Origin of the sequence: Streptomyces sp. DT2A-34 (genome assembly GCF_030499515.1) — a bacterium.
In the GTDB taxonomy this organism is placed as follows: domain Bacteria; phylum Actinomycetota; class Actinomycetes; order Streptomycetales; family Streptomycetaceae; genus Streptomyces.
Genome location: NZ_JASTWJ010000001.1, coordinates 7,163,456 through 7,179,400, shown reverse-complemented (window position 1 = coordinate 7,179,400; position 15,945 = coordinate 7,163,456). Strand labels below are relative to the sequence as shown.

14 protein-coding genes and 1 tRNA gene are annotated in these 15,945 nt (G+C 71.7%); 10 read left to right on the top strand and 5 right to left on the bottom strand.

Annotated elements, in window-relative coordinates; genetic code table 11:
- The first annotated feature begins 118 nt into the window (after window positions 1-118).
- Window positions 119-610 carry a GNAT family N-acetyltransferase gene (locus QQM39_RS32230; RefSeq protein WP_302001058.1) on the top strand — a complete coding sequence of 164 codons (492 nt, stop codon included), beginning with the start codon at window positions 119-121 and terminating at the stop codon, window positions 608-610.
- Between the two features lie 689 nt (window positions 611-1,299).
- On the opposite strand, the gene QQM39_RS32225 is transcribed toward QQM39_RS32230, so the two are convergent.
- A complete protein-coding gene (locus tag QQM39_RS32225) occupies window positions 1,300-3,333 on the bottom strand; it encodes a DHA2 family efflux MFS transporter permease subunit (RefSeq protein ID WP_367669706.1) in 2,034 nt (677 codons plus the stop codon).
- A gap of 321 nt (window positions 3,334-3,654) precedes the next feature.
- Here QQM39_RS32225 and QQM39_RS32220 point away from each other — a divergent pair, with 321 nt between their 5' ends.
- Complete coding sequence (locus QQM39_RS32220; RefSeq protein ID WP_302001056.1) at window positions 3,655-4,569, top strand: peptidoglycan-binding protein; 915 nt, start codon at window positions 3,655-3,657, stop codon at window positions 4,567-4,569.
- 269 nt (window positions 4,570-4,838) lie between these two features.
- Here the strand turns inward: QQM39_RS32220 and QQM39_RS32215 are convergent, their stop codons facing one another.
- On the bottom strand, window positions 4,839-5,516 hold the full coding sequence (locus QQM39_RS32215) for an HAD family hydrolase (RefSeq protein ID WP_302003802.1): 678 nt from the start codon (window positions 5,514-5,516) through the stop codon (window positions 4,839-4,841).
- A 299-nt stretch (window positions 5,517-5,815) separates the two neighbouring features.
- Window positions 5,816-6,397, bottom strand: a complete 582-nt coding sequence (locus QQM39_RS32210; protein WP_302001055.1) for a TMEM165/GDT1 family protein — start codon at window positions 6,395-6,397, stop codon at window positions 5,816-5,818.
- Window positions 6,398-6,840: 443 nt separating this feature from the next.
- On the opposite strand from QQM39_RS32210, the gene QQM39_RS32205 reads away from it, so the two are divergent.
- The 5 genes from QQM39_RS32205 to QQM39_RS32185 all read left to right on the top strand — a co-directional run bounded on the left by QQM39_RS32205 (window position 6,841) and on the right by QQM39_RS32185 (window position 13,098).
- Window positions 6,841-7,485, top strand: coding sequence for an HNH endonuclease family protein (locus tag QQM39_RS32205; RefSeq protein ID WP_302001054.1), 645 nt, complete (start codon window positions 6,841-6,843; stop codon window positions 7,483-7,485).
- A 98-nt stretch (window positions 7,486-7,583) separates the two neighbouring features.
- Window positions 7,584-9,254: an alkaline phosphatase D family protein gene (locus QQM39_RS32200; RefSeq protein ID WP_302001053.1), complete on the top strand. Its 1,671-nt coding sequence runs from the start codon at window positions 7,584-7,586 to the stop codon at window positions 9,252-9,254.
- Window positions 9,255-9,707: 453 nt separating this feature from the next.
- Window positions 9,708-11,636 carry an FAD/NAD(P)-binding protein gene (locus QQM39_RS32195; protein ID WP_302001052.1) on the top strand — a complete coding sequence of 643 codons (1,929 nt, stop codon included), beginning with the start codon at window positions 9,708-9,710 and terminating at the stop codon, window positions 11,634-11,636.
- A gap of 89 nt (window positions 11,637-11,725) precedes the next feature.
- Complete coding sequence (locus tag QQM39_RS32190) at window positions 11,726-12,163, top strand: DoxX family protein (protein ID WP_302001051.1); 438 nt, start codon at window positions 11,726-11,728, stop codon at window positions 12,161-12,163.
- 290 nt (window positions 12,164-12,453) lie between these two features.
- Window positions 12,454-13,098 (top strand): DedA family protein, encoded by a 645-nt coding sequence (locus tag QQM39_RS32185; RefSeq protein ID WP_302001049.1) that lies wholly within the window; start codon window positions 12,454-12,456, stop codon window positions 13,096-13,098.
- Between the two features lie 12 nt (window positions 13,099-13,110).
- Here the strand turns inward: QQM39_RS32185 and QQM39_RS32180 are convergent, their stop codons facing one another.
- Window positions 13,111-13,344, bottom strand: a complete 234-nt coding sequence (locus tag QQM39_RS32180) for a DUF2277 domain-containing protein (protein ID WP_302001048.1) — start codon at window positions 13,342-13,344, stop codon at window positions 13,111-13,113.
- 89 nt (window positions 13,345-13,433) lie between these two features.
- Between QQM39_RS32180 and QQM39_RS32175 the strand changes: the two genes are divergently transcribed.
- Window positions 13,434-14,369: a ketopantoate reductase family protein gene (locus QQM39_RS32175; protein WP_302001047.1), complete on the top strand. Its 936-nt coding sequence runs from the start codon at window positions 13,434-13,436 to the stop codon at window positions 14,367-14,369.
- 95 nt (window positions 14,370-14,464) lie between these two features.
- A complete protein-coding gene (locus tag QQM39_RS32170; RefSeq protein ID WP_302001046.1) occupies window positions 14,465-14,809 on the top strand; it encodes a hypothetical protein in 345 nt (114 codons plus the stop codon).
- Between the two features lie 45 nt (window positions 14,810-14,854).
- Here the strand turns inward: QQM39_RS32170 and QQM39_RS32165 are convergent.
- Window positions 14,855-14,926, bottom strand: a tRNA-Val gene (locus QQM39_RS32165).
- A 216-nt stretch (window positions 14,927-15,142) separates the two neighbouring features.
- Here QQM39_RS32165 and QQM39_RS32160 point away from each other — a divergent pair.
- The gene (locus QQM39_RS32160) at window positions 15,143-15,925 is read left to right on the top strand and encodes a DUF4097 family beta strand repeat-containing protein (protein ID WP_302001045.1); all 783 of its coding nucleotides are present in this window, start codon (window positions 15,143-15,145) and stop codon (window positions 15,923-15,925) included.
- The last annotated feature ends 20 nt before the right edge of the window (window positions 15,926-15,945 follow it).

Sequence of the window (15,945 nt, the reverse complement as noted above, 5' to 3'; positions counted from 1 at the left end):
CGGGTTGCCCGGAAGGCACCCCTCAAACAGCCCCCGTGGGGCGTCCCGGACGCACCCGACCCAACCCAGCCCATATTCGCTTGCGGGCCCACCGGCTCCCCCTCCGACAATGTCCGACATGACCTGGACCGTCGCCCCGGAACCCCCCGACTCCCCCGCCGCCACCGCCCTCTGGCGGGCGTACTACACGGAGGTCAGCGACCGCTACTACCTCCTGCACGAGGGCCACCGCACCGACCCCGCCGAGCTGGACCGCGAGATCGCCGCGCACACCTGGGACGAACTCCGGCCACCGAAAGGCACGTTGCTGGTGGCCCGCTACACGGGGGAGCCGGCCGGTTCAGCAGGCGTACGCCTCTTGGACGCGGGCACCGCGGAACTGAAGCGGGTGTTCGTCCACGAGCCGATGCGCGGCAAGGGAGGCGGCCAGGCCCTCGTCCAGGCCGCCGAGGCCACGGCCCGTTCCCTCGGAGCCACCCGCATGGTCCTGGACACCCGCCACGACCTGACAGAGGCACGCGCCCTGTACACGAGCCTCGGCTACGAGGAGACGGCCCCCCACAACGACGACACCTACGCCGAACACTGGTTCACCAAGGCCCTGCACTGACGGGGCGAAGGGTGCGCGGCGTTAGGTCGCGCAGCCCGGCACGGGGTGACTCCGTCGGCCGACCCGAGCCAGAGACACAGCCCGCCTACTGGCGCACCCGGCGTCCGGACCGGGCGGGAGTAGGTCGCGCAGCCCGGCACGGGGTGACTCCGTCGGCCGACCCGAGCCAGAGACACAGCCCGCCTACTGGCGCACCCGGCGTCCGGGCCGGGCGGGGTAGGTCGCGCGGCCCGGCACTGACGGGGCGCCGCCCGCGCCCACCCGTGCCGCCCCAGCGGCACGACTGCCCGCGGATGGGGCGGGACGGCCCGCGGCTGCGGCGCGGGACGGCCCCCCGGCCGGGGCGGGGCGGCTCCCGGCTGCGGCGCACGACGGCCCCCCGGCTTGGGCGGGACGCCCGCACCCGCGTACGGCGGCAAGGGGACGTGCCGGGGGGTGTCCGCCCGCAGAGTCGGGCGTCAAGACACGGCACCTCTAGCCCAACGCCCACCGCCCGACCGAGGACGGACACCCCCCGGCACGGCCCCGACCCACCACGCAACCCAAGGCACTACCCGCACCCCCACCGAACAGCAACAGGCCGCCGCAGGCACCCCCGCCCAACCGCCGGAGGCACCCGTCACCCCCGCCCAACCGCCGGAGGCACCCGTCACCCCCGCCCAACCGCCGGAGGCACCCGTCACCCCCGGTCAACCGCCGGAGGCAGGCCGTTCGCGATCCGACCCGCACAACTCCTCGTTCAGCTCCTTCACCAACTGAACCAGATCGGTAGGCCGATCCGGCCCCCACCAGTCCCCCAACAACTCGGCGAACGACTCCTCCCGCACCCGAGCCAACCGCTCGGCAACCTCCCGCCCCCTGTCCGTCAACACAAGATCAAGCCCGTCACGGACAGCCAACCGCCGCACCTCCACCTGCCGAGCGGCGTCAAGGATCACAGGCAGCGGCACAGCACTGCGCTCGGCGAGCACCGCCGGCTCCACCCAGCCGTACTTCTTGATCCGCAGCAGCAGCCACCCGGCCGCCGGCAGCAGGTCGTACCCGGCCCGCTCGATGATCTTCCGGTACACCTCCCGCCGCCCCTCCCGCGTACCGAGCACGGACAACGCCCGGCACACCTCGTCGTACGACGACCGCTCCACCGGATTACTGGCCAGCGTCTCGGTCACATCAGGAGCGGTCACCGAACCCCGCAGCTTGTCCTCCCGCAGCAGCCAGGCCAGCCCGAATCCCACCAGCGCCACAGGAGCGGCGTACACAAACACATCGGTGATCGAGATCGCGTACGCCTCCAGCGCGGCCGACCGCAGCACAGCGGGCAGCTCGGCGATGTCACGAGGATCCGCCTCAAGCCCCTCCAGCGAGACCCCGGCCGGAAGCCGAACCCCCCGAAACGCCTCCACCAACTGGTCATCGAGCCGATTGGCGAAGAGCGTGCCGAAGATGGCGACCCCGAACGAGGCCCCGATGGACCGGAAGAACGTCGCCCCGGAGGTGGCGACGCCGAGATCCTCGTACGAGACGGCGTTCTGCACGATCAGCACCAGCACCTGCATGACCAGCCCGAGCCCCAGCCCGAAGACGAAGAAGTAGACGCTCATCTCCCAGGTGGAGCTGTCCATGTCGAGCTGGTGAAGCAGCAGCAGACCGAGCGTCGTGACCCCGGTCCCGGCGATGGGGAACACCTTCCAGCGCCCGGTGCGGCTGACGATCTGCCCGGACCCGGTGGACGACAGCAGCATGCCGACGACCATCGGCAGCATGTGCACACCGGACATGGTCGGACTGACCCCCTGCACGACCTGGAGGAACGTCGGCAGATAGGTCATCGCGCCGAACATGGCGAACCCGACGATGAAGCTGATGACAGCGGACAGCGTGAAGGTCCGCACGCGGAACAGCTTGAGCGGCAGAACGGGCTCGGCAGCCCGACGCTCAACGGCGACGAAGGCGAAAGCGAGCACCACACCGAGAACCGCGAGCCCGACGATCTGCGCCGACCCCCAGCTCCACGTCGTCCCGCCGAGGGAGGCCACCAGCACCAGGCAGGTGGCGACGGAGGCGATGAGGAAAGTGCCGAGGTAGTCGATGACATGCCGCGTCGACTTGCGCGGGATGTGCAGCACGACAGCGATGACGGCGAGGGCGACGACCCCGACGGGCAGATTGACGTAGAACACCCACCGCCAGCTCAGATGCTCCGTGAACACCCCGCCGAGCAAGGGCCCCAGCACACTGCTCGCCCCGAACACGGCGCCGAACAGCCCCTGATACCGCCCGCGTTCACGAGGCGGGACGATGTCACCGACGATCGCCATGGACAGCACGATGAGCCCGCCTCCACCGAGCCCCTGGACGGCCCGGAAGGCGATGAGCTGAGCCATGTCCTGCGCCATGCCGCACAGCGCGGAACCGACGAGGAAGATCACGATCGCGATCTGGAAGAGCCGCTTGCGCCCGTACTGGTCACCGAGCTTGCCCCACAACGGAGTCGCGGCGGTGGACGCCAGCAGATACGCGGTCACGACCCACGACAGGTGATCCATGCCGCCGAGGTCGCTGACGATGGTCGGCAGCGCGGTCGACACGATGGTCTGGTCGAGGGCGGCGAGCAGCATGCCGAGGAGCAGCGCGCCGATGGAGACGAGGACGTTGCCGGGCACGTTCTCGCGCGCCTCGACTCCCCGCTGCGGGGGCTGCGCGTCACGCACATTTCCCGTCATACCGTGCGCGTCCCCGGCCATGAAGACCTCCCGAGCGAGTCGTTACCCCTCCCATCATGATCGCTGCGCCCCGTTATGGCCTGTCGAGTCCGTTTGGAAGCGGCCCTTCCGGGGGTTGGGGAGGCAGCGTGAGGAACGTCTGCATAATCTGGGGAGTTCGCGAGGGGAGGGGACGAACGCGTGACAGAGCCGAGGGAAACCGAGGGAGCGAAGGGCCCGGAAGGCCTGGAACGCACGGATAGCCCGAATGGCCACCTTTGTCCGGAGTGCGGGGCGCCGAGAGCGGCCGACAACACCCCGTCGTGCGGCTGCGGGCAGCGCGTGTCCGAGGCCCTGCGCGACGCCCGTACGGCGCAGGCGGCCGCGGCGGAGGACTTCGACCCCCTGCGGATACGCCCGTACGTGGAGCTGGAGGGCGACGGCGAAACGGTGCCGCTACGGGCGATACCGCCGACCGCCCCGGGCCTCACCCCGGCCCCCGCCCCGCCCGCCACCGAACCGACCTCGACACTCCCCACCCCGCTGTCCCCGGCGGCGACGACACCGAGCACACGGGACCTGAGCCTGTTCGAGCCGGACGCGGCCGTGGGCGACGAGGGCACCGGGACCGACGCGCCGGGCGAGGGTGCCCGCCACCGCCGTACGCGTATCGCCCTGCTGGGCGTGGGCGGAGCACTCGTGGCCGTAGTGGCGGCGGCCGGCTTGGCGAGCGGACTGTTCACGTACGAGGCGCCGTCACGGGACACGGCACTGCCGGACGACGTACGGGCAAGCGTCCCGGTCCCGTCGACGAGCGAGGCGTCCGAGGAGCCGTCACCGACCGGGCCGTCGACGCGTCCGGTGCCGCCGCCCGCGCCCGCGTCGCCCACGGAGAGCGCGTCCCCCTCACCGTCGCCGTCGAGGTCGAGCGCGTCCCCGACACCGGCACGCTCGACCGAACCCACGACGCCCCCCTCAGCGGCCGAGGCCCCGGACGCCCAGGAGGAATCCGCCGCCGCCCGGGAGCCGGAGCCCCCGACCCTCAGCCGCGGCGACCGGGGCCCCGAGGTCACGGAACTGGAACTCCGCCTGACCCAACTCGGCCTCTACACGAGGGAGCCCGGCGGCAGCTACAACGAGGGCGTGGAGGACGCGGTCAGCAGGTACCAGTGGGCACGGGGGATCCAGCCGGAGGAGTACGGGGTGTACGACCTGGCGACGAGGGAGAAGCTGGAGTCGGAGACGACGGAACCGTGACGCTGCGCTGGGCGAGCCGGGGCCTGCGAGGTGGGCGGCACTGTTGCGAGGGTCGTTCGCCCAAGCACTCGGGACTTCGCGTCCACTGGCGGCTACAGGTTGCGTGTGGCTGGTCGCGCAGTTCCCCGCGCCCCTAGGCCGCTGCAGGGCCGTCCGCTCAGCCGCGGGCATTCGTGCCGCCCAGGGCGGCTCGCGGCCCGAAGAAGGGCGGCACCCCGTCAGCACCGGGCTGCGCGACGCCCCGCCGCCCAGCCACCACGCCGGGGCTCCTAACCGACGTACAGCCGAATCTCCCCGCCCACCGCAGCCTCGACCCGCACCTCTCGCAGATCCGGGACCACCACATCCGGCCCATGAACTGCGGCCCGCGCCCCAACCCCCACCACCCGCATCCCCGCGGAGCGCCCCGCCTGGATGCCGGCCCCCGAGTCCTCGAACACAACACAGTCCCCCGGCGCGACCCCCAACTCGGCCGCCCCCTTCAGAAACCCCTCCGGGTCGGGCTTGCTCGCGCCCACAGACTCCGCGGTCACCCGCACCTCCGGCAGCTCCAGCCCGGCCGCAGCCATCCGCGCCGTGGACAGCGCGACATCCGCCGAGGTCACAAGCGCATGCGGCAACCCCCGCAGCGAGGCCAGAAACTCCGGCGCCCCCGGAATCGGCACCACACCCTCCACGTCCGCCGTCTCCTCGGCGAGCATGCGGGCGTTGTCCGCGTGGTTCTGCTCCATCGGCCGCTCGGGCAGCAGCAGCGCCATCGAGGCGTGCCCCTGGCGTCCGTGCGCGACCTTCATCACCTCGTCCCCGTCCAGCCCGTGCCGTTCGGCCCAGCGACGCCAGATCCGTTCCACGACGGCGTCGGAGTTGACGAGGGTGCCGTCCATGTCGAGCAGGAGGGCACGGGCGGTGAGCACAGTGGGCGTGGTGGGCACGGTGGTGGCCGGCATCGACAGCTCCAGGGCGAGGGGCACCGGGGGTACAGGGTGGCCCCGGGAGGGACAAGGTGGCCCCGCCCGCCGGTCAGGGAAAACGGGCGGGAACCACTTTGTTCCCTCACGGTACAAAACCGAGGCCCGATCCCGCTACCGCCTCCGGAAACAGTTCACCGACAGTTCAGCTCGGCCCCGGCCCACCACACCCGCTCACCCGCAGCCGCCGCTCCCCCACCCGGCCACTCACCCAAAGCCGCCCGCCCACGACACACCCCCGGACCTCACCGCCGCCCCACCCCCACCTCACCGCCGCCTCACCCGGCGATCGCCTCCCACAGGCTCCACACCCCGAGCCCCAGCATCACCAGCGCCGCCACCTTGGTGATCAGCCGCAACGGCACCCGCCGAATCAACGCCTTCCCCCCGACGATCCCGATCCCCGCCACGGCCCACAGCGCCAGCACCGCACCGAGCCCGACCGACAGCGGATCGTCGTAACGCGCCGCGAGATTCGCCGTCATGATCTGCGTCAGATCCCCGAACTCGGCGACCAGGATGAGCATGAACCCGGCCCCGGACACCTTCCAGAAGGACTGGTTCTCCGGCTTGCGGACCTCCTCCTCGTCCTCGTCCCCCTTCATGAGCAGCACGGCCGCGCCACCCAGGAAGAGCACACCCGTCAGCGCGTGCACGATCTGCTGCGGCAGCAGCGTCAGCACACTGCCGGCCGCCACGGCCAGCGCGACATGGACGGCGAACGCGGCGGCGACACCGGCGAAGACGTAGGAGGCGCGATAGCGCGTACCGAGGACGAGTCCGGCGAGCGCGGTCTTGTCGGGCAGTTCGGCGAGGAAGACGACGCCGAAGACGACCGCCGTCACGGTGAAGCTGATCAAGGTTCCTCAATCGGTCGGGGCCGCCCCACCGAGAGCATTGTCAGTGCGATCATCGCGCTACGACACCTCGGCACGGCAGCACACTCGTCGCCCGTGCCGTACGACACGGGCGTGCACTGCTTGCCGAAGGTCTCGCTGGCCGACCTCATGGACGAGGTCCGCCTCCGGGCGCCGGCTCAGGCGAGCTGAGCAGTATGTCGACGGTCCGGCGAAGAGCTACTCCCCTTCTGCGCCGCCCATCGTACGCGATGCCGTCGAACGTCCGTCGAACGTCCCGTCGAACGCCCCGTCGAGCGATTCACAGGAAGAAAGTCCCGCACTCAACCTTGTCGTGTCATGTGCGCGTCATTAACTTCTTACCCGACGCACACCTCCCCGCAACGCGGCGCCGCGAGCATTGCCTCGCTCGCACGCCAACACCCCCACCTCCCAAGGGAGTTCGCATGTCGAAGTTCTACGCGCGTCGACGGGTCAGCATACTCGCGGCCCTCAGCGGCCTCATAGCCTCCGTCGCACTGTTCAACGCCCCGACCGCCTCCGCGGCGCTCCCCACGCCGGTCAGCGGCGCCACCGCCCGCACCTACCTCGCCTCGCTCACCGTGGCCACCGAGGACCGCACCGGCTACGACCGCGACCTCTTCCCGCACTGGATCACCCAGTCCGGCACCTGCAACACCCGCGAGGTCGTCCTCAAGCGCGACGGCACGAACGTCGTCCAGGACTCCGCCTGCGCCGCCACCAGCGGCAGCTGGTTCTCCCCGTACGACGGCGCCACCTGGACCGCCGCCTCCGACGTCGACATCGACCACCTCGTCCCGCTGGCCGAGGCCTGGGACTCCGGCGCCGACAGCTGGACCACCTCCCGCCGGCAGGCCTTCGCCAACGACCTGACCCGCCCGCAGCTGATCGCCGTCACGGACAACGTGAACCAGGCCAAGAGCGACCAGGACCCGGCCACCTGGATGCCGTCGGTCAGCTCGTACCGCTGCACCTACGTGCGCGCCTGGGTCCAGGTGAAGTACTACTACGACCTCTCGGTCGACTCGGCGGAGAAGTCCGCCCTGACGAACTACCTGGCCAACTGCTGACGGAGTGCTGACGGAGTTCGGCAAACCGTGACCTGCGGAACCTCCCCGCCCACCTCTGTCGTTCCGTACCGTACGGGGCGACGGAGGAGGGTGATCACGTGGCCGAACTGCGCCTGGGACCACTGCTGAGGTACGCCGACGGCTCGTCCGCGACCGTATGGGTCGAGGCGAGCCGTCCGTGCGCCGCCGAAGTGCGCGGCTCGGAGGGCGCCCACGGCACCTCCCGCACATTCCAGATCGCGGGCCACCACTACGCCCTGATCCCGGTGACCGGCCTCACTCCCGGGTCCTCACAGTCGTACGAGGTCCTCCTCGACGGCACGCGCGTGTGGCCGCTGCCCGACACCCCGTTCCCGCCCTCCGTCATCCGCACCCCCGCCGAGGGCGACACCGTCCGCCTCGCCTTCGGCTCCTGCCGTTGGGCCGCACCTCCGGCCGGTGAGGAGGACCCGGTCGGCCCGGACGCCCTGGACACACTGGCCGCCCGGATCGCGGCCGACCCGGACGGCGAACGGCCGGATGTGCTGGTGCTGCTGGGCGACCAGGTGTACGCCGACGAGACCTCCAAGGCGACCCGGCGCTGGCTGGCCGCACGGCGCGACCTGAACGAACCGCCGGGTGACGAGGTCGCGGACTACGAGGAGTACACCCAGCTGTACTACGAGTCCTGGCTCGACCCCGAGGTGCGCTGGCTGCTGTCCACCGTGCCGAGCTGCATGATCTTCGACGACCACGACGTCATCGACGACTGGAACACCTCCGCCGCCTGGCTCGCCGACATGCGGGCCACCCCGTGGTGGCGGGAGCGGCTGCTGAGCGGACTGATGTCGTACTGGGTGCACCAGCACCTGGGGAACCTGTCCCCGGACGAGCTGGCCGCCGACCCGCTCTACGCCGCCGTACGCGAAGTCCCCGACGGCACCGACCTGTTGCGCGACTTCGCCTGCCGCGCCGACGCCGAGCCCGCCTCCGTCCGCTGGAGCTACCGGCGCGACTTCGGCCGCGTACGGCTGCTGATGGTGGACACGCGGGCGGCCCGCGTGCTCGACGAGGACGCGCGCTCGATGCTCGACCCGGGCGAGGCGCGGTGGCTGCGCGAGCAGGCGCTGGACGATCGTGGTGCGTACGACCACCTCCTCATCGGCACGTCCCTCCCCTGGCTGCTGCCGCATCTGGTGCACGACGCCGAGGCGTGGAACGCCGCCCTGTGCCGGGGTGAGCGCGGGGAGCGCTGGGCCCGGTTCGGGGAGGATCTGCGGCGGCGGGCGGACCTGGAGCACTGGGCGGCGTTCCCGTCGTCCTTCGACGCGCTGGCGGAGCTGATCGCCGAGGCCGGCTCGGGGGCGCAGGCGCCGGCGACGGTGTGTGTGCTGTCGGGGGACGTGCATCACGCGTACGTGGCCGAGCCGACCTGGCCGGCGGGGAAGGGCCCCGAGGCCCGCGTCTTCCAGCTGACCTGCTCGCCCGTCCACAACGCCATTCACCTGGCGATCCGGCTCGGCTTCCGCTTCGGCTGGAGCGGGGTGGCCCGGGTGCTCGGCCGGTGGTTCGCGGGGCACGGGGGCTGTCCACGGCCGCCGATCGACTGGCGCAGGACGGGCGGGCCCTGGTTCGGCAACCAGCTCATGACCCTGACGCTGCAGGGGCGTTCGGCACGACTGCGACTGGAGCAGGCACGGGCGGGACGGGGCTCGGAGGGGCGCGGGGCCGGGGCGCGCGGGGTGGGGGCGCGGTTGCGGACGGTGGCGGAGTCCGAACTCGCCCCGTGACCGGTCCGCCCTCGCCCGACGACCACCGCGGACCTGCCACGTGATCAGCCCGCACTAGACGCGTGACCGGTCCGCCCTCGCCCAACGATCGGCCCCGACCTGCCCCACCATCGGCCTGACTCGACGCACGCCCGGCCCTGACTCGCCGCCTGATCGGCCCCCCTCCCACCACGATCGCCCGGACTCGCCCCACATCAACCCACCTCGACGCGCGATCAGCCCACCTCGACCCGCGATCAACCCTGACGCGACGCGGGATCGATCCCCCTCGCCCCACATTCCCCCCATTCCACCCGCTTGGGACCCCCGTGGCATGTGATGCTCGTGATGCATCCCACACTCGCTCACCCCGGGGCTCGGTTCGCCCCGCTCCCGACGGCATGATGAGCCGGACCATCCGCTTCCATCCGGCGGATCGCTCCAATGCGCCCCACACGCCCGGGAGTCACCCTTTTGTCTGCACCGACCTCCGCACCGACCCCGGAGTCCCCCACGGTCTCCGTCGCCCTGGTCGGCGCCGGCCCTCGCGGCACCAGCGTCCTGGAACGCCTCTGCGCCTCGACCCCCGAGCTCCTCCCGCCCGGCGCACGCCTCACGGTCCATGTGATCGACCCGGCGCCGCCCGGCCCCGGACGCGTGTGGCGGACCGCGCAGTCGCCCGAGCTGCTGATGAACACGGTGTCCTCGCAGGTCACGCTGTTCACCGACGACAGCGTCGACTGCTCGGGCCCGATCCGGCCCGGCCCCAGCCTCTACGACTGGGCGGCCGGCGCGCTGGACCCGGACGAGTACCCGACCCGCGCGCACTACGGCCGGTACCTGGAGTGGGTGTTCGCGAAGGTCGTGCGCGAGGCGCCCCCGGCGCTCCACGTCGAGACGTACGCGGCCCGTGCGGTACGGCTCGACGACGCACCCGACGGCCGCCAGGTCCTCACCCTCGACGACGGCCGCACCCTGACCGGCCTGTCCGCCGTGGTCCTGGCCCAGGGACATCTGCCGACGGCCGCCGACGCCCCCCAGCGCCGTCTTGCCGCGTACGCCGAACGCCACGGCCTGCGCTATGTACCGCCCGCGAACCCGGCCGACGTCGACCTCTCCCCCGTATCCCCGGGGGAACCGGTGCTGTTGCGCGGCCTGGGCCTCAACTTCTTCGACCACCTGGCCCTGTTGACCACCGGCCGCGGCGGCCGCTTCGTCCGCGCCGGGGACGGCGGCGACGGCCGGGGCGGCCTGCGCTACGTCCCGTCCGGCAACGAGCCGCGCCTGTACGCCGGTTCGCGCCGGGGCATCCCGTACCAGGCGCGCGGCGACAACGCGAAGGGGCCGTACGGCCGTCACCTCCCGCTCGTCCTGACCCCCGAGGTGATCGCCGGGTTCCGCAAGCGCGCGGACTCGGGCGAGGCTCCGGACTTCCTCGCGGAGATATGGCCGTTGGTGGCGAAGGAGGTGGAGACGGTGTACTACACGGCGCTGATACCGCGGGCCCGGCGGCCGGAGTTCACCGAACGCTTCCTCACCGTCCCGCACCGCGACCCTCAAGAGGCGGGCCTGCTCGACGAGTTCGGCGTCCCGGAGCGCGAGCGCTGGAGCTGGGACCGGATCTCCCGCCCTTACTCGGAGTGCGACGTCGCGGATCCCGTGCGGTGGCGCGCGTGGCTGCTGGCGTATCTGCGCGAGGACGCCGCCGAGGCCGCCCGGGGCAATGTGCGGGGCCCGCTGAAGTCGGCCCTCGACGTGCTGCGCGACCTGCGCAACGAGCTGCGGCTGATCGTCGACCACGGCGGTCTCACCGGCACCTCGCGCCGGAACCACCTGGACCGCTGGTACACCCCGCTCAATGCCTTCCTCTCCATCGGCCCGCCCCGGCGGCGCGTGGAGGAGCTGACGGCCCTGATGGAGGCCGGCGTGGTGGAGGTGCTCGGGCCCCGGCTGGAGGTGCGGGCGGAGGAGGGGGCGTGGGTGGCGCACTCGCCCGAGGTGCCGGGCTCGGCGGTCCGGGCGACGACCCTCGTCGAGGCCCGGCTGCCGGAACCCGACCTGCGCCGCACCGCCGACGACCTGCTCGCCCGGCTGCTGAAGACCGGGCAGTGCCGACCGCACACCGTCGACGGTTACGAAACGGGAGGGCTGGACGTAACGCAGCGGCCGTACCGTCTGATCGACCGTCAGGGCCAGGCGCACGCGAGGCGGTTCGCGTTCGGTGTGCCTACGGAGGGTGTGCACTGGGTGACGGCGGCGGGGGTGCGGCCGGGTGTGGATTCGGTCATTCTTTCGGACGCGGATGCGGTGGCGAGGGCGGCGCTACGTGCGGCTGCTTCCGGGGCGGATGGGGATTCCGGGGCAGAGTCTTGGCCGAATGTTGAACTTGTAAGTGTTGATTAGGGCTACCTAACGTGGGGCTACCGATCAGTATCCGTCCCCACACCGTTCCTCACAAGGACGGTAGACATCAGACCGAGGGAGTCCCCCACATGACCGGACGCCTTAACAGCGCCCAGCCTTACGCCATCGGCCTGTTCCGCATAGTCATCGGCCTGCTCTTCGCCTGCCACGGCGCCAACACGCTCTTCGGCACCTTCGGGGGCCAGACCCCGGAAGCCGGCACCTGGCCCGGCTGGTACGCCGCCGTGATCGAACTCGTCGGCGGGAGCCTGGTCCTGCTCGGCCTCGGCACCCGCGCCGCGGCGTTCATCTCCTCCGGCGCCATGGCATACGCGTACTTCAAGGTCCACCAGCCCCAGGCCCTGTGGCCCATCGAGAACCAGGGCGAAGGCGCCGCCCTGTTCTGCTGGGCCATGTTCCTGCTGATCTTCACCGGCTCCGGCGCGCTCGGCCTGGACCGGCTGTTCGCCAAGCGTTCCGGGGCCGGGAGCGGGACGGCGGCCGACAAGACGCCGGTCGCGGCCTGACGGCTGCTCAGGCATCTGCCTCAGGCCCGGGCCCGGGCAGTACGACGGCGCCCGTATCCGCGAGGCTCAACGCGGTACGGGCGCCGTTTCCCTCTGCTCCCTCTGCTCGTCCGCACGGCAGCCGAGTGAACATGCTGTGCCCGAGTGAACATGCTGTGCCGAACACACGAGCCCCCGATGGATCTCCTGTCAGACCCCGGGCGTACGCTGTATGGCTGTCATAGGCCGCCCCTGCCGCTCCCCCACGACGTCGCGGCACGGTCTGGCCACGGGGAAAACGGGGAGTTGCGGTGTTCGAGGGTCTCGGGGACGTGGGTTTGCTGACAGCGAGCCCATGGATCTACGTGGTGGTCGCGCTGTCGGTCCTGCTGGACGTGTTCGTGCCGGTCCTGCCGAGCGGCGTCCTGGTGATCACGGCGGCGACAGCGGCGGCCGCGGGGTCGGGCGCCGCGACCGGTCGGGTCCCGGGCGACGTCCCGGACATCCTGGCCCTGACGCTCTGCGCCGCGACGGCCTCCGTCCTGGGCGACCTGGTCGCCTACCGTCTCGCCTGGCGCGGCGGCGCCCGACTGGACCGCGCGATCGCCCGCTCCCGCCGCCTGACCTCGGCGCAGGAACGTCTCGGCACGGCCCTGGCCCGGGGCGGCGGCGCCCTGGTGGTCCTGGCCCGCTTCGCCCCCGCCGGCCGCTCGGTGGTCTCCCTCGGCGCCGGCGCCACGCGCCGCAGCCCGCGCGACTTCCTCCCCTGGTCCGCCCTGGCAGGCGTCACCTGGGCCACGTCCAGCGTGGCCCTCGGCTATTTCGGGGCCCAGTGGCTGGGCCCGACGTGGCTGGCGACGGGGGTGTCGGTGGCGGCGCTGTGCGCGGCGGGGGCGGGGGCGACGTACTTGATGCGCCGGAAGCCGGCGCAGCTGCCCGCGGGCCCCGGCCGGTAGAAGTCCCAGGCGTCAGCCGGCCTCGCGCGCCGGAGCGGTGCCACGCACCTCCAGCCCGTCAAGCAGGTCGGCCGTGGCCTCCGCGATCAGATCTACGGCGCGGTCGAAGACCTCCCGGTTGTGCGCGGCGGGAGCCCGGAAGCCGGAGACCTTGCGCACGTACTGCAGGGCGGCGGCCCGGATCTCTTCCTCCGTCGCCTCTTCGGGCAACGCGGGCGGACGAAGCGTCTTGATACTGCGGCACATGTCCAACAGTCTCCCTCGGGGAGGGCCCTGTCTGCCATGATCACGTCGAGGCGGCCACCACAACGGGGCCGACCGACGAGAGGAATCGCATGACGGCGAATCTCACGACGGCGAACGACACGACGCCGAACGACCGGCTCACCGTGGCGGTACTGGGCCCGGGCGGCATAGGCGGCCTGCTCGCCGCGCTGCTGTCCAGGGCCGGCCACCGCGTGATCTGCCTGGCCGGCGACGAGACGGCCAGGACCCTGCGTACGACCGGAATCCACGTCCGCAGCGGCCTGTTCGGGGAGTTCACGGCAGAGGTCGAGGCGGACACCGAGCTCCGTGAGCCGGTCGACGCCTGCCTGATCGCGGTCAAGGCCACCGCCCTCGACGCGGCCCTGACCCGCGTCCCGCCCACCGCGCTGGGCGACGCCCTGATCGTCCCCTTCCTGAACGGCGTGGAACACCCGCAGACCCTCCGCACCCGCTACCGCCCCGACCGCGTCGCACCGGCCGTCATCCGCGCCGAGTCGACGCGTGTCGCCCCGGGGGAGATCGGGCACGCCAGCCCCTTCGCCGAGATCGACCTCACCGGCGACCCGGTCCCCCACGGCCACCTCGACGCCCTCGCCCACGCCCTGGACGCGGCCGGCCCCACCACCCGTGTCCTCGACGACGAGACGGCGACGCTCTGGGCGAAGATGTCCTTCCTGGCCCCGTTCGCCTTGCTGACCACCCACCACGCCCTCCCCCTGGGCGAGGTACGCACCCGCCACCGCGAGGAGCTGACGTCCCTCGTCGAGGAAACGGCAGCCGTCAGCCGCGCCTGCGGCGGCCCCGCCGACCCGACCCAGGCCCTCGCCCGCTACGACGCCTTCCCACCGAGCACGAAGTCATCGATGCAACGCGACGCCGAGGCGGGCCGCCCCCTCGAACTGGACGCGATCGGCGGCGCGTTGCTACGAGCGGCGGAGCAACACGGGGTGCCCGCACCGGTAACGGCCCGCCTGGTACAGAAGTTGAGGACCGCCGGCCACTAGCCGCACCCACCCTCGTCAGGCCACTCACACACTCGTTCGCATGAACCACCCAAAGAAACTCGCAACCCAAAATCGAACAGGCGTAGCATTGGGCCGTGGCTACGCCCTATGACTTTCCGAGTGACCTCCTCGCCGGCCAGGAGGAGCTGCATCAGGTCCGGGCCGAGCTGTCGGCCCTGCTGAAGCGACTCCCCTGGTCGGTCGTACCCCTGGACGGATTCAGCGACGACAACGGCTGGCGCAAGGTCGAGCGCCCCGCCTCCCCCGGCTGGACGGAGGACGAGCAGGCCGAGGTGGAGAAGCTCCGGCACCGCGAGCACGAGCTCGCGGTCTTCGTCAGCGGCCACCGTTTCTGGTCGGCCCTCACCGGGCCGGAACGGGTGGACGCCCGCACGAAGCTCAAGCACGCCCACGAGGCGTCGGCCGAGGCAGACAACTGAAACGCAGAGGGCCCCGACCGCGAACGGCGGGGCCCTCTGCTGCGGTGGGCGCGGACGGTTTCGAACCGCCGACATCCTGCTTGTAAGGCAGGCGCTCTACCCCTGAGCTACGCACCCGAGAACGAGTCGACAGCCTACCTTGCCAGGGGCCATGTCCCGCAAACCCGTATCGCGGGCCGTCCGGGAAGTCCGGGGACATCCTGGGGTTATCCCCACCACGGATCCGGGAGCGGCCCGGATCCCGCGGCGGGCCCGCGATCCGTACGGTCGAATCACCGTCGCAATCCCGGGACGCAATGGCCGGTCCCAGGGAAGTCTCAGGGGGAGATCGTCATGGCCCGTACCGTTCCCGCCCGCGCCGCCCGCGCCGCCGCTGTCGCCGGGGCCGTGGTGGTGCTTCTTGCCGGGGTCACCGCATGCGGGGCCTCCGCGAGGGATGACAAGGACCCCGAGCACCGGTCCTTCGCGCTGGAGGGAAAGACCCTGACCGTCGACTCCGACGACTCGGCGCTGGAGATCGTCGCCGCCGACGGGAACAAGGCCGGCGCGGTCGAGGTCACGCGGTGGTTCGAGGGGTCGGTCGTGGTCGGCTCGGATCCCAAGGTGACCTGGGCGATGGAGGACGACCGGCTGGTGCTGCGGGAGAAGTGCTCGGGCATGATCGCCAACTGCTCGGCCAAGCACCGGATCGAGGTGCCGCGCGGGGTCACCGTGAAGGTCGAGGACGGGGACGGGAGTGTGCGGGCGCGCGGGTTCCGGGACGCGTTGAGCATTCGTACGGGGGACGGGTCCGTACGGGTCACCGACTCCAGCGGTCCGCTGGACCTGCGGACCGGCGACGGCTCCATGCACGTCTCCGACGTCTCCTCGCGCCAAGTGAGGGCGCAGACCGGGGACGGCTCGGTGCGGCTCGAACTCGGCACCGTGCCGGACCTGGTGGAGACCCGCAGCGGCGACGGCTCGGTGACGATCGAGCTGCCCCGGGCGACGTACCGCGTGTCGACGGAGACCGGTGACGGCGCGGTGGATGTGTCCGTGCCCCGGGACAACACCAGCTCCCATGTGGTCTCCGCCCGTAGCGGCGATGGAAAAGTCACGGTGCGAACCGCGAACTAACCGGCCCGTGTGTTCGTCCT